The following is a 13,833-nucleotide window of genomic DNA, read 5'->3' as shown; positions in this document are numbered from 1 at the left end:
GTCAACCACCCAAGGAGGACTCCGCGATGACGGCAGGACGCGTCCGGCACATCGCCGCGCTGGGCAGCTCGTACGCGGCGGGACCCGGAATCGAGCCGGTCGCCGACCGAAGGGCGCACCGCTCCGCCCGGAACTATCCGCATCTCCTCGCCGAACGACTCGGTGCCACGCTCACGGATCTCACCGCCGGCGGAGCCACCACCGAGACGATCACCTCGACGCCCCAACGCCTCATGTTCCGCACGTTCCCGCCCCAGGTGGACGGGCTGCCGGCGGACGCCGACCTGGTGACGGTCACCGCCGGCGGCAACGACCTCCAGTACATCGGCAGCATGATCCGGCTGGGCCTGGCAGGCCGTCTCGCTTCGCGCCGCCTCACCCGCCCGCTGGGCACGATGCTGAGCCGGGGCGGTGTGCCGCGGGCGTCGGAGGAGGACGTCGAATGGGCGGCGTCCGGCCTCGCCGGGGTCGTGGACGAGGTCCGGGGCAGGGCGACGGGTGCGCGGGTGATCCTGGTCGACTACCTCACGGTGGTCGGTACCCGCACCGCCCACGGCCGCGCGACTCCCTTCGACGAGCCGACCCTGGAGGAGTTCCGCCGCCTCGGCGCCCAGGTCGCCGACGTCTTCACCCGCGCGGCAGCCCGCACGGGTGCCGAACTCGTCGCCATGGGGCCACGCAGCCGCGACCACGCCCTCGGATCGCCCCAGCCCTGGGTCACCGGCCTCCCCGAACGCCTGAGCGGTTCCGGCCTCGGCGGCGCGTTCCACCCCAACGCCGCCGGTATGCGGGCGGTGGCGGACGCGATCGTCGATCATCTGCGTACGTCGATGCCATGCGCGGATTCCGACTGATCCGCCCGTCCTTTCACCCCGGAGGAGTCGAACCCATGCTTCCGACAGACGCGTTGCTCCGCGAGTACGACCGTGCCCGTGCCTACACCGACGACCTGTGGAAGGACCTCACCCCGGACGAGGTGACCTGGCGTCCGCACGAGAACTCCAGCGCCATCGGCTGGCACCTGGGTCACCAGGCCCACGTCGCCCACTTCATGGTCCGCAACCTCACGGCCGCCGAGCCCAGCCCGGACCCGGAGCTGGACGGACTCATGGACTCGGCCAACCCGGAGAAGTTCCGCGGAGCCCTGCCCACGATCCGGCGGCTCACCGACTACCGTGCCGCCGTCGCCGAGCGCGTGCACGCCCGCATCGGCGACATCGGGGCCGGCCGGGTCGGAGCTCCTTCGCAACTCGCCGTCGTGGCGACCCACTTGCTCATCACGCTCATCAACCACGAGTACCAGCACGACCAGTGGATCGGCGAGGTCCGCGCCGACGACCTCGGGCACGCGCTTCCGCCCGACCCCGACAGCGAGCACCTTCGCCGGATCGACGGCTATCTCGTCGTCGACGTGCTGCAATCCTGGGGGGAGACTCACCTGTGACCACCATTGCCCCGGACGCCACCGCCGCGACCGCGAGCCCCGGCAGCGGGTCAGGCACGGCGCAGCCGCAGCGTGAGGATCTGGAACGGCCGTAGCGTCAACCGGACGCCCTCCTCGACCTGCCGGTGACTCGACGGATCGTCCACGGGGCGCTCCAGCAGGTCCGTCACCACGGCGGACGCCAGCGGGAAGCCGGTGGTGAGGGTGGCCGCGGCACGGGTCCCCCGGGACTCGTAGAGCCGTACGACGACGTCCCCGCTGAGATCGTCGGCGAGCTTGACCGCCTCCACGATCACGCCCTCGTGGTCCACCGACACCAGCGGGGCGACCGTCGCACTGCCCGGCACCACCCGTTCGGGCAGGTTGAAGCGGTACCCCTCGCGTCGCGCGTCCAGGACGTCGGCGCCGATCACCAGCGCGTAGGCGAGCCGGTGGGTGCCCTGGTCCTGATCGGGGTCGGGGAATCGGGCGGCGCGCAGCAGGGAGAGGCGGACCGTGGTGGTCGTACCACCGTCGGGGCGGACGTCACGGGTGACGTCGTGGCCGTAGGAGGAGTCGTTGACCAGGGCGGCGCCCCAGTCCGGTTCGCCGACGTGGACGAAGCGGTGGGCGCAGGTCTCGAACTTGGCCGCGTCCCAGCTGGTGTTGGTGTGCGTGGGCCGCTCGACGTGTCCGAAGGGGATCTCGGCGGTCGAGTGGGCGGCCCGCACGTCCAGGGGGAAGGCCGCCTTGAGGAACTTCTCCCGCTCGTGCCAGTCGACGACCGTGTCGATCACCAGCCCGCGTGACCCCGCCGGCAGCGTCAGGGTCTGCTCGATCCTCGACGCGCCGAAGACCCGGACCACCCTGACGCCGTCGCCGGTCGCCGTGACGGACTCGGCATCGGTGAGGTCGCGCACGCTGTTGCGGTAGAAGACGTCGACATCCCAGGCGTCCCACTGGTTGGGGAAGTCCTGGTGCAACTGGAGCAGGTTGCCGACCGCTCCGGGTGCCAGGGCCTCCCGGCCGGCCGTGTGGTCGAGGGCGGACGTGATCAGGCCGCGGGCGTTCACCGCGAACCGGACCAGACCGTTGTCGAGGACGAACCCGTCCCCGTCCGGGACCGGCGGCACCGGCCCGTCGACGGTCCCGGCGCGTGGCCCCGCGCCCAACGCGGCGACTCCGCCCCGGGTGTGCGGCGCGGAGTTGAAGACGACCAGGCCCTCAGGGGTACCGGCCAGCGCCTTCTGGGCCGCGCCGATCAGCTCCTCCAGCTCCCGGGCCACGGCCGTGTACGTCTCCTCCGCCTCCCGGTGCACCCAAGCGATCGACGTCCCGGGCAGGATGTCGTGGAACTGGTGCAGCAGCACCGTCTTCCACAGCCGGTCCAGTGCCTCGTACGGATACGGCCGTCCCAGCCGCACGGCCGCGGTCGCCGCCCACAACTCCGCCTCGCGCAGCAGGTGTTCGCTGCGACGGTTGCCCTGCTTGGTGGCGAGCTGACTGGTCAGCGTGCCGCGGTGGAACTCCAGATACAGCTCCCCGGCCCACACCGGCGCGCCGCCGTTCGCCTCGTACTCGTCGTGCGCGCGCCGGAAGAAGTCCGCGGGCCCCTCCATCTCGACGCGCGCCGAACCCTCCAGGTCCCTGAGCCGCCGGGCCCGCGCCAGCATCTCGCGGGTGGGGCCGCCACCGCCGTCGCCGTAGCCGAAGGGGATCAGCGAGTGGTTGGCACCCGCCTTGTCCTGGAAGTTCCGTACGCTGTGCGCGACTTCGGCACCGGACAGCTCGCCGTTGTAGCTGTCGACCGGAGGGAAGTGGCTGAAGATCCGGGTGCCGTCGATGCCCTCCCACCAGAACGTGTGGTGCGGAAACTTGTTGGTGGTGTTCCAGGAGATCTTCTGCGTGAGGAACCACTTCACCCCGGCCAGTTTCATCAGTTGCGGCAGGGCCGCGTTGTAGCCGAAGGTGTCCGGCAGCCACATCTCCTCGGTCTCGACGCCGAACTCCTCGAGGAAGAACCGCTTTCCGTGGACGAACTGGCGCACCAGTGCCTCGCCGCCGCTGATGTTGGTGTCCGGCTCCACCCACAGGCTGCCCGTGGGCAGGAACTGCCCGGTCTTCGCCTTCTCCTGTGCCCGCGCGTACACCTCGGGCCGGTGCTCCTTCAGCCAGGCGAGCTGCTGCGCCTGGGACATCACGAACCTGAACTCCGGGTGTTCGTCCATGAGCTGGGTGACGTTGGAGACCGTGCGGGCCACCTTGCGGACGGTCTCGCGCAGCGGCCACAGCCAGGCGGTGTCGATGTGCGCGTGGCCGACCGCCGAGACGCGGTGCGCGCTCGCGTGCGCGGGTGCTGCGAGGGCGGGGGCGAGGGCGGCCCGTGCGGCGGCCGAGCTGCCGCTGATGTCCTGCAGGTCGACCGCGTCCAGCGCGAGTTCGACCGCCCGGAGGATCTGCCACCGGCGCGGGGAGTCGGGGGACAGCTCGTCCATGAGCTGGTGCAGCACCTCCAGATCCTGGACGAGTTCATGGACCTGCCGGTCGAACACGGCCAGATCGAGGCGCCGCAGCCGGTAGAGGGGCTCACCGGGGTCCGCGGCCGGGTCGCCCAGCCAGGGTGCCCTGCCGCCCACCGAGGTGGGGCCGAAGCTGAGCTCGCCGGGCGCGGTGTGCATGACGACCGGATTGGCGGCGGCCTCGACGAAGGCGACGAACTCCTCACCGCCCGCGGCTCGTTCGGTCACCGGCAGCCAGGTGTTGCGCGGGTTGAGCGCCTTCACCGCGGTGCCGTCCGGCCGGTAGACCAGTCCCTCGGCCGAAAAGCCCGCGGAGTGGGTGGCGAACCCGAGGTCGAGCACGGCCTCGACGGTCTCACCGGTCCAGTCCGCCGGGATCGTGCCGCTGACCTTGAACCAGCTCGTCGACCAGGCGGGACCCCACCACGCGCCGACCCGGGTCGGCCGGTAGGGGGCCGCGAGGCCCTCACCCACCGGCACCGGCTCACCGGCGACACTCCAGACCTCCACCTCCAGAGGGACGGAGCGGGCGTGGACGGCGGGCCGGATCCGCTCGTTCAGCACGCGGGCGAGCCGCTGTTCGGTGAGGTCACGGTCGTTGTGCATCAAGTCTCCGTACAGGTGGGGGTGTCAGCCCTTGAGTGCGCCGCCGAGCGCGAAGCCGCCGCCGAGCTTGCGGGCCAGCAGCAGGTAGAGCATCACGACCGGCAGCGAGTAGAGCAGCGAGAACGCCGACAACTGCCCGTACTGGGTCTGGTCGTGGGCGCTGAGGAAGGTGAACACGCTGACGGACGCGGGCAGTTTCTCCGGGGACAGCAGCAGGATGAAGGGGACGAAGAAGTTCCCCCACATGCCGATGAACGTGAAGATGGTGACCACGACGACACCCGGCCGCATCAGCGGCAGCACCACCCGCCACAGCACCTGCATGGTGTTCGCGCCGTCGATGCGGGCGGCCTCCTCCAGGACGATCGGGACGCCGTCCATGAAGTTCTTCATCAGCCAGATCCCGAACGGCAGCGCGGACGCGGCCAGGAACAGGGTCGTGCCCGGCATCGAGTCGATCAGGTTCACCTGCACGAACATGCTGTACACGGGGATCATGACGGCGGTGATGGGCAGCCCGGTGGAGAACAGGATCGTGTAGAGGAACGGCCGCCGTACCCGGGACCGGTAGCGCGAGAGCGGGTAGGCGCACAGGACCGATGCCACCACGGTGATCGCGGTGCCGAAGCCGCACAGCAGCAGGCTGTTGAGCATCGGCCGGTAGGTGGTGTCGACGTTCAGGACCGCGTCGAAGTTGTCGAGCGTCAGCGACGAGGGCCACTGCAGCCGGAAGGAGTTGATGTCGCTCACCGAGGCGAGGAGCATCCACAGCAGAGGCAGGACGTACAGCACCGACACGGCGAGCAGGACGAGGTTGACGGTGACCCGGCCCGCACGGATCCGGCGCCCTCTCGGACGGCCCTGTGCCGCAGGGGCCTTGGTGACCGTCTCGGGGGGAGTCGTGGCGACGGCGGCCATCAGTCGTCCTCCAGTTTCAGCAGCCGGATGTACACGACGGAGAACAGGGCGCCGACCACCAGCAGGACGAGCGCGATGGCGGTGCCGTAGCCGATCAGGCTGTTCTGGAAGGCTTGTTGGTACATGAAGATCGGCAGGGTCTCGCTCTTGTTGCCCGGTCCGCCGCGGGTCATGGTGTAGATGAGACCGAACACGGAGAGCGTCTGGAGCGTGATCAGCATCAGGTTCGTCAGGATCGACGGCCTGATGACCGGCAGGACCACCCGCCACAGGCGTTGCCAGGGGCCGGCTCCGTCCATCTCGGCCGCCTCCACCAGCTCCTGGGGCACGTCGTTGATGGCCGCGGTGAAGACCATCAGGGAGAAGGCGGTGCCGCGCCACACGTTGGCCAGGCACACGGCGAGGATCGGCATCGTGTACAGCCAGTTCTGGTCGGGCAGATGCAGCGCGTCCAGCAGGGAGTTGAGCGATCCCTGGTTGTAGAAGAAGGCGTACATCAGATAGCCGGCGACCACCTCGGGCAGCACCCACGCGGCGATCACCACGCCGTTGACCAGGGCCCGTACCGGCGCGGTGGCCTTCTGGACCAGGACGGCCAGCGCGAGCCCGAGGGTGTTCTGGCCGACCACCGCGGAGCCGACCACGAACACCAGGGTCAGCCACATCGCGTTGAGGAAGTCGGTGTCCTCGAAGGCGCGCGTGAAGTTGTCGAAACCGACGAAGCGGGTGCCGGAGGCGCCGGTGAGCTGCATGTCGGTGAACGCGTAATACACGCAGTACGCGATCGGACCGGCCAGGAACACCGCCAGCAGGACCACGGCCGGGACCGTCGGCAGCCCGCGCAGCAGTGCGCGGACGGCCGGGGCGGACGCCCCGCGGGACCGGAGGCGACCGCCGGTCCCGTGAGGCGCCGGAGCGAGGGCGGTCACGAAGTGCCCTCCACGGTCTTGTCGTCGCCCACCGCCGCCTTGACATCGTTATCGAACTCCGAGGCGGCCTTGTCGACGGAGGCCTGACCGGTCGTCACGGACTCCATCGCCTTCTGGATCGCGGTCGAGACCTGGTTGTAGGCGGGCAGCCCGGGACGGTAGTGCGTGTCGGCGACCAGTTCGGTGAAGAACTTGTTGGTCGGCACCGAGTTCAGGTACGTCGGGTCCGAGGCGACGTCGGTGCGCACCGCGATGTTCGCGTTGGTCGCGTTCCACTTCGCGGCGTTGGTCTTCGTCTGGAGCGTGGTCGACAGGAACTTCCAGGCCAGGTCGGGGTTCTTGGCCTTGGCCGGGATCGACCAGGCCCAGCCGCCCGACATGCTGGTGCGGCCCGGCGCCTGCCCGTTCTGGGTCGGCATCGCCGCGGTGCCCATCACCGACTGCCACTCGGTCCACGGCTTGGCCGCCGCCGAACTCCAGTTGTTGGGCATCCACGAGCCGTCGATGTCGATCGCCAGCTTGCCCTCGGGAATGAGCTCGGTGCCCACCGTGGTGCCGAAGTTGGCGCCCAGTGCCTGCTCCTTGGCGGGGCCGAGCCCCTGGCCGTACACGGTGTGGACGAAGTCGAGCGCGTCCTTGAAGCCCTGGCCGCCCACGACCCACTTCTTCTGGGAGGCGTCGTAGAGCGACTTGTCGCCGGCCGGGGTGCCGTACAGGAGCATCTCGAAGCCCTGCATGGAGGACGCCTCGCCGCCCGCTTGCCCGGTGTAGAGGTTCAGCGGGGTCACGCCGGGCAGCTTCGCCTTGATCTTCTTGGCGGCGGCGATGACGTCGGCCCATGTCCTCGGCTGCCAGGGCACCGGGATCCCGGCCTTCTGGAGGAGCTGCTTGTTGTACCAGATCCCGCGGGTGTCGGTGTCGTCCGGTACGGCGTAGACCTTGCCGTCGGATGCGCCGGTCACCGCGCCCTTGGCCGCCTTGGCGTACTGCGACCAGTCGGCCCACTTGGCGGTGTAGGCGTCCAGCGGCTTGAGGTAGCCGCCCGCGATGTCGGAGTTGATGAGCGCGGTGTCCTCGTAGACCAGGTCGGGCGCGGTCGCGGGGGAGCGCATCATGAGCTGGAGCTTGGTGTAGTAGTCGTTCTCGGACGCGACGACCGGGACGAGGGTCACCTTGGTGCCCGGGTTGGCCTTGGTGAACTCCTTCACCATCGAGGCGAGGAAGGTGGCCTGGAGCTTGTTGGTGCTGTCCAGGTTCTGCCAGTAGACGACCTTGACGGACTTGGCCGAGCTGCCTGACGAGCCCGAACCACAGCCGGTGACGGCCAGGGCGGTGGCGGCGGTGAAGGCCGCGGCGGTGACGATTCTCGAGCGCACAGTGGGTTCCTCCGGAACACGAAACCTGAGGGAAAGCCGCGAGTTTTCTTGGGCCGGTAGGCCGGCCCCGACGGCGCCCACGCTCTGCGCCACCCTGCGCCGGCCGGCCTTGATTGGCCGGATTTTGTGGGCGTCAGCTAAATCCATTTGATGGATGAAGTCAATGCTTCGAGTATGTAAAATCCGCCCTGGAAGCGCCTGGGGGTGGTGAAGGTGAGGGGATCAGGTGACCGACAGGTGACGATGCTCAGCGGGACCAACCTGCCGCGGGTCGGCGGCTACAACCAGGCCGTCGTCCTGGACGCCATCCGCACCACGGGACAGGTGAGCCGGGTGGAGCTGGCCGCCCTCACCGGCCTGACCAACCAGACCGTCTCCAACGTCGTCCGCAAGCTCCTCGACGCCGGACTCGTCGCCGAGTCCGGCCAGGCCCCCTCCAGCGGTGGCAAGCGCCGCACCCTGCTGACCCTGCGCGCCGACGGGGCCTGCGCGGTCGGCGTCCACCTCGACCCCGACGCCGCGGTGATCGTGGTGGTCGACCTGGCCGGCGAGGTCGTCGGCAGCCGCCGCCTCAGGCTCACCGACCCGGGCGACCCGGCCGACGTGGTGGACCGCGTCGCACGCATCACCGGCCGCCTCCTCGACCGCAGCGCCGTGGACCGCACCCGCCTGCTCGGCCTCGGAATCGCCGCGCCCGGCCCTCTCGACGGCACCACCGGCGCCGTGGTCTCGCCGCCCAACTTCCCCGGCTGGGGCCGCGTCCCGCTCGCCGACATGTTCGCCGAGGCCACCGGACTGCCCGTCGCCCTCGACAACGACGCCACCGCCGCCGCCATCGGCGAGCGCTGGATCGGCGGCGCGGACCGGGCCGGCAGCTTCCTGTTCCTCTACCTCGGCACCGGCGTGGGCGCCGGCATCGTCCTCAACAACACGGTCCTGCACGGCGATTCGGGCAACGCCGGCGAATTCGGCCACATGGCCGTGGAACCGGGCGACCGAGTCTGCCACTGCGGCGCGATGGACTGCCTCGGCCCGTATGTCAGCCCGGCCGCGATCATCGACGACCTGCTGCGCCTGCACGGTCCGGACGCCGCCGAGCGCATCGGCCTCACCGGCACGCCCGACACCGTGCACCACGACTGGAAGGCCCTGCGGCGAGCGGCCCGCGCGGGCGACCCCGACGCCTGTGACGTCGTACGGCGTGCCGCGCGGCGCATCGGCGAGGCCGCGCGCGGCGCCGCCAGCCTCCTCGACGTCAGCCGGGTCGTCCTCGGCGGCGAGGCGCTGCGCGGCATCGAGCCGATCATCCGCGAGGAGGTCGAGGCCGCCGTCAACCGCACGTCCGTCGCCCGTACGATCCGGGCGGTCGCCGTGGAGCAGAGCGTGATCGGCGAGACGGTGGGCGCGGTGGGGGCGGCCTCGCTGGTGCTGCACGGCAACTATGCGCCCGGGTGGCGGATGCTGACGGACATGACGGGCTGAGTGCAGGGCCGACCTGCGGGGTTCGGCCGCTGCTGATCGCACCGACGCGGTGGTGCCGGACCACGAGCTGGTGCGCAGGCACTAGGACAGGTGCCCGGCCGGTCCCGGTGCACCAGGTGAGGACGGCAGCGCAGGACGATGCCCGGCGGTGCGCCGGACGGAAGGGTTGGGGACGTGCGGATCCCGCGCATTTCCCTTGCCTAGCGCGTCTGGAGTGATCGACAGGTGGCTACTTTTCTGTACCGGATCGGACGGTGGGCCTTCCGGCGACGCCGGCTCGTCGGCGGTCTGTGGCTGGGCGTGCTGATGCTGGCCGTCGCGGCGGCCGCCCTCGCGCCGTCCGGCGAGGAGCAGGACCTCGCCATGCCCGGCACCGAGTCGCAGCGGGCGTTCGACCTGCTGGACGAGCGGTTCCCGCAGAGCAACTCCCAGGGTGCCGAGGCCCGTCTGGTGTTCCGGGCCCCGGACGGCCGGCGGGTCACCGCCGGGGAGAACAGGGCGACCGTCGCGGACGTGCTCGGCTCGCTGGAGGGGAGCGACCAGGTCGCCTCGGCGACCGATCCCTATACGACCGGTGCCGTCAGCGAGGACGGCACCATCGCCTACTCCACGATCACCTACACCGCGGACGCCGTGGACCTGAGGGAGTCGGCGAAGGCAGCCCTCCAGGACGCCGCGAGCCGGGCTCGCAGCGCCGGGCTGACCGTGGAGATCGGCGGCTCGGCCCTGGACGCGGAGGAGGAACTGGGCGGCACGACGGAGATCATCGGCGTGGCGGTGGCGGCCGTGGTGCTGATCCTCGCCCTCGGTTCGCTGGTCGCGGCCGGACTGTCGCTGCTGACCGCCTTCGTGGGCGTGGCCATCGCCTTCGGCCTGGTCTCCGCGCTCGCCGTGCCGCTGGGTCTGACGTCCACCGTCGCCATCCTGGCGCTGATGCTGGGCCTCGCGGTCGGCATCGACTACGCGCTCTTCATCACCTCCCGCTACCGGGACGAACGCGCCCGCGGCAGCGGGCCTGAGGAGGCCGCCGGCCGGGCGGTGGGCACGGCCGGATCCGCCGTCGTCTTCGCCGGCGCGACCGTCGTCATCGCCCTGGTCGGTCTCGGCGTCGTCGGAATCCCCGAACTCACCAAGATGGGCATGGGCGGCGCGGGCGCCGTCGCCCTCGCCGTACTGGTCGCCCTGACCCTGGTCCCCGCCCTGTTCGGCTTCTTCGGCAGGCGCGTACTCTCCCGCACGGCCCGCAAGGGCATGCGGCCCGGGGGAGCGGCCAGGTCGCGGGGGCGCGAGGCCGAGCTGCCGGGGCGTGACGCCGGCCGGGCCGGGCTCGGGGCCCGCTGGGCGCGGTTCGTGCTGCGTCGGCCGGTGGCCGTGCTGATGGTGGCCGGACTGGGGCTCGGTGCCGTCGCCCTGCCGGCCCTGGCGCTCGAACTCGGGTTGCCCGGAGACGAGTCCAAGTCGGTGGAGACCACCCAGCGCCGTGCCTACGACCTGCTGTCGCAGGGCTTCGGGCCCGGCTTCAACGGCCCGTTGACCGTGGTCGTGGACACGTCGGAGTCCGGGAACACCCGGGCCACCACGGACCTGGTCGTCAAGACCGTGAAGGGAGTCGACGGGATCGCGTCGGTCGGAGAGCCGGTCCTCAACCGGACCGAGGACACGGCCGTCCTCACCGCCGTCCCGCGGACCGCGCCGAACAGCGGCGAGACCAAGGACCTGGTGCACGCCATGCGGAGCGCGCTCTCGGGCGTCTCGTCCGGCACCGGCGCCGGCATCCTGGTGACCGGCACCACCGCGCTGAACATCGACATCTCCGAGGCCATGTCGGATGCCCTCATCCCCTATCTGAGCGTGGTCATCGGCCTGGCCGTGCTCCTGCTGACGGTCGTCTTCCGCTCGGTCCTGGTACCGGTCAAGGCGGCGCTCGGCTTCCTGCTGTCGGTGGGTGCCGCCTTCGGCGTCCTCGTCGCCGTCTTCCAGTGGGGCTGGGCGGCGGACCTGATCGGCATCGAACAGACCGGACCGGTCATGTCGCTGATGCCGATTCTCATCATCGGCATCGTGTTCGGCCTCGCCATGGACTACGAGGTCTTCCTGCTCACCAGGATGCGGGAGGCCTACGTCCACGGTGCGTCCCCCGGCGAGGCGATCGTCAGCGGATTCCGGCACAGCGGACGGGTGGTGGCCGCCGCGGCGATCATCATGGTCAGTGTGTTCGCCGGATTCATCGGGATGAACAGTCCGACCATCCAGACGATGGGCGTCGGACTGGCCGCCGCCGTCGCCTTCGACGCCTTCCTGGTCCGGATGGCGATCGCACCCGCGGTCCTCGCCCTGCTCGGCCACCGCGCCTGGTGGCTGCCCCGTATCCTGAACCGCGTGCTGCCTGACGTGGACATCGAGGGAGAGTCACTGAGCAGGCACGTCCCGGCCTCCTCGGCACCGTCGCAGACCTCCGCGGCCGAGCCGGCTCCGGTACGGCAACTCCCCGTCGGCCGGGACTGAGCCGGGCATGACGCACACAGGAGTCGGTGGCGCCCGATCACGCGGCCCATGGTGGCGGGAAACGGCGATCGCGGCCACGGCGTTCGCGCTCTGTCTGCTCGGCGGCATGGTCCAGGACGACGCCAGGGCACTGTCGCCGCCGTCCGCCACCGCCTACCTGATCGCCGTGGTGTCCTGTGCCGTGCTTCCCGTGCGGCACCGGGCACCGCTGGGCGCCATGGCGGTCACGACCACGAGCGCTGTGCTGGCACCGTTCCTGGGCCTCCTGCTGAGCCCGCTCATCGCCGCACCCGCCGTGATCGCCGCCTACTCCTACTCGCTCACCGCGCGCACCGAACGGCGTGCGGCGAGCGCGGTGGTGCTCATCTCCTTGGCGCTGCTGGTCGCCTCGACCCCGCTGTTCGGGGCCCTGTCGTGGCAGGACGCGAGCAGGGTGGGGGCGGTGGCGGCGTTCCCGCTGGCGGCCGGCGTGCTGGGGCACTCGGCGCAGACCCGACGGGCCTACCTGGCGGCGGTGGAGGAGCGGGCCCTGCGGGCGGAGCAGAGCAGGGAGAGCGAGGCGCGTCGGAGAGTGGCCGAGGAACGGGTGCGCATCGCCCGGGAGTTGCACGACCTGGTGGCCCACCAGATCACGCTGGCCAACGCACAGGCCACGGTCGCCGCGCACCTCTTCGACACCCGTCCGGAGCAGACCCGCAAGAGTCTGAAGGAGCTCGTGGAGACGACCAGCGACGCCCTCGACGACCTGCGGGCCACGGTCGGTCTGCTGCGCCAGTCCGGGGACGCGGCCGCGCCCGCCGAACCGGCGCCCGGTCTGTCCCGGCTTCCCACGCTGCTCGAGTCCTTCCGCCGAGCCGGTCTGGAGGTGTCGGTGCGTCAGGAGGGCACGGCCAGGCCGTTGCCGCCGGGGGTGGACCTGACCGCCTACCGCATCGTCCAGGAGGCGTTGACCAACGTGACCAAGCACGCCGGTACGGGCAGCGCCCGGGTGAGCCTCGTCTGGAACCGGGACCTCGTGCACATCACGGTCGCCGACGACGGAGGGGGCGCCCGCACGGCGCCGGCCGCGGCCCTCGACCCGGCCGGCGGTGTCGGTGACTCCACGGCGGCGGAACGATCGCCCGGCTACGGTCTGATCGGGATGCGGGAGCGCGCCACCGCGATCGGAGGACACCTCTCCGCGGGCAGGCGCCCGGACGGCGGCTTCCTCGTCTCCGCCCAACTTCCGTTTCCGCCCGCCAGGGACACCGTCCTCAGGGACTCGACCCGGGAGTCGGACGTGGCAGTCGCACAGGGCCGGACAGAGCACCGGGGCGCAGCCGCGGGGGACACTCCGTGACACTCCGGGTGCTGCTCGCCGACGACCAGGCACTGCTGCGTAGTGCCTTCCGACTGCTGCTGGACTCCGCCGACGACATCACCGTGGTCGGCGAGGCCGCCGACGGCAAGGAGGCGGTGAGGCTCACCCGGGAGCTGCGCCCGGACGTGGTGGTCATGGACATCCGGATGCCCGAGGTGGACGGTCTCACCGCCACGTCACAGATCTGCGCGGACCCCGAACTGCGTGCCAGCCGCATCCTGATCCTCACCACGTACGAGACCGACGAGTACGTCGCCAAGGCGCTGCGCGCGGGGGCCGGCGGCTTCATCGGCAAGGGCATCGGCGCCGAGGACCTGCTGGACGCCGTGAGGACGATCGCCGCCGGTGACACTCTTCTGTCCCCCGCCGCGACCCGCTCCCTGGTCGCCCGCTTCCTGGCCACACCGGAGGACGCCCCGGCCCACGACCCCGAACAGCTCGCCGTGCTCACCCCGCGCGAGCGCGAGATGGTGGCGCTGGTCGCGACCGGCCTGTCCAACCAGGAGATCGCCGAGCGGATGTTCCTCAGCCCCTTCACCGTCCGCGCCCATGTGCAGCGCGCCATGACGAAACTGGACGCCCGCGACCGGGCGCAACTCGTCGTCATCGCCTACCGCACGGGCCTGGCCCGGGCCAACGGGGACGGCGGAACCGACCGCAGGTCGTAGTACCGGCCAGGTTCTTTCACTCCACGGCACGGGCCCCGGAGCGACAC

10 protein-coding genes are annotated in these 13,833 nt (G+C 71.0%); 6 read left to right on the top strand and 4 right to left on the bottom strand.

The annotated features are described in order from the left end of the window. Nucleotides 1–26 precede the first annotated feature (26 nt). Both IOD14_RS24240 and IOD14_RS24235 read left to right on the top strand, forming a co-directional pair. Entirely contained in the window at nucleotides 27–854 is an 828-nt protein-coding gene (locus IOD14_RS24240; RefSeq protein WP_212671507.1) for an SGNH/GDSL hydrolase family protein, read from the top strand. A 35-nt stretch (nucleotides 855–889) separates the two neighbouring features. Next, a complete protein-coding gene (locus tag IOD14_RS24235) occupies nucleotides 890–1,444 on the top strand; it encodes a DinB family protein (RefSeq protein WP_212671506.1) in 555 nt (184 codons plus the stop codon). 50 nt (nucleotides 1,445–1,494) lie between these two features. On the opposite strand, the gene IOD14_RS24230 is transcribed toward IOD14_RS24235, so the two are convergent. The 4 genes from IOD14_RS24230 to IOD14_RS24215 form a co-directional block, all read right to left on the bottom strand. Continuing rightward, a complete protein-coding gene (locus tag IOD14_RS24230) occupies nucleotides 1,495–4,548 on the bottom strand; it encodes a glycoside hydrolase family 38 C-terminal domain-containing protein (RefSeq protein WP_212671505.1) in 3,054 nt (1,017 codons plus the stop codon). A 24-nt stretch (nucleotides 4,549–4,572) separates the two neighbouring features. After that, nucleotides 4,573–5,466 carry a carbohydrate ABC transporter permease gene (locus tag IOD14_RS24225; protein WP_174269039.1) on the bottom strand — a complete coding sequence of 298 codons (894 nt, stop codon included), beginning with the start codon at nucleotides 5,464–5,466 and terminating at the stop codon, nucleotides 4,573–4,575. Beyond that, complete coding sequence (locus IOD14_RS24220; protein ID WP_249126299.1) at nucleotides 5,466–6,314, bottom strand: sugar ABC transporter permease; 849 nt, start codon at nucleotides 6,312–6,314, stop codon at nucleotides 5,466–5,468. Before IOD14_RS24220 ends, IOD14_RS24225 begins: the two co-directional genes overlap by 1 nt. 77 nt (nucleotides 6,315–6,391) lie before the next feature. Beyond that, entirely contained in the window at nucleotides 6,392–7,771 is a 1,380-nt protein-coding gene (locus IOD14_RS24215) for an extracellular solute-binding protein (RefSeq protein WP_212671504.1), read from the bottom strand. A gap of 243 nt (nucleotides 7,772–8,014) precedes the next feature. Here IOD14_RS24215 and IOD14_RS24210 point away from each other — a divergent pair, with 243 nt between their 5' ends. From IOD14_RS24210 to IOD14_RS24195, 4 genes are all read left to right on the top strand, one after another. Beyond that, nucleotides 8,015–9,253 carry an ROK family transcriptional regulator gene (locus tag IOD14_RS24210; RefSeq protein ID WP_212673379.1) on the top strand — a complete coding sequence of 413 codons (1,239 nt, stop codon included), beginning with the start codon at nucleotides 8,015–8,017 and terminating at the stop codon, nucleotides 9,251–9,253. Nucleotides 9,254–9,478: 225 nt separating this feature from the next. Further along, a complete protein-coding gene (locus tag IOD14_RS24205; RefSeq protein ID WP_212671503.1) occupies nucleotides 9,479–11,758 on the top strand; it encodes an MMPL family transporter in 2,280 nt (759 codons plus the stop codon). Between the two features lie 7 nt (nucleotides 11,759–11,765). Beyond that, nucleotides 11,766–13,097, top strand: a complete 1,332-nt coding sequence (locus IOD14_RS24200) for a histidine kinase (protein ID WP_212671502.1) — start codon at nucleotides 11,766–11,768, stop codon at nucleotides 13,095–13,097. After that, the gene (locus IOD14_RS24195) at nucleotides 13,094–13,786 is read left to right on the top strand and encodes a response regulator transcription factor (protein WP_123986911.1); all 693 of its coding nucleotides are present in this window, start codon (nucleotides 13,094–13,096) and stop codon (nucleotides 13,784–13,786) included. Before IOD14_RS24200 ends, IOD14_RS24195 begins: the two co-directional genes overlap by 4 nt. Nucleotides 13,787–13,833: the final 47 nt, after the last annotated feature.

The sequence above is a fragment of the Streptomyces sp. A2-16 genome (assembly GCF_018128905.1).
Classification (GTDB): domain Bacteria; phylum Actinomycetota; class Actinomycetes; order Streptomycetales; family Streptomycetaceae; genus Streptomyces.
This window is presented reverse-complemented; position numbering and strand designations above follow the sequence as displayed.

Bases quoted from the DNA above. Each gene is read 5' to 3' on its own strand.
- IOD14_RS24240 (WP_212671507.1), top strand. From the start codon at position 27: ATGACGGCAGGACGCGTCCGGCACATCGCCGCGCTGGGCAGCTCGTAC.
- IOD14_RS24225 (WP_174269039.1), bottom strand. From the start codon at position 5,466: ATGGCCGCCGTCGCCACGACTCCCCCCGAGACGGTCACCAAGGCCCCT.
- IOD14_RS24235 (WP_212671506.1), top strand. From the start codon at position 890: ATGCTTCCGACAGACGCGTTGCTCCGCGAGTACGACCGTGCCCGTGCC.
- IOD14_RS24200 (WP_212671502.1), top strand. From the start codon at position 11,766: ATGACGCACACAGGAGTCGGTGGCGCCCGATCACGCGGCCCATGGTGG.
- IOD14_RS24210 (WP_212673379.1), top strand. From the start codon at position 8,015: ATGCTCAGCGGGACCAACCTGCCGCGGGTCGGCGGCTACAACCAGGCC.
- IOD14_RS24230 (WP_212671505.1), bottom strand. From the start codon at position 4,548: ATGCACAACGACCGTGACCTCACCGAACAGCGGCTCGCCCGCGTGCTG.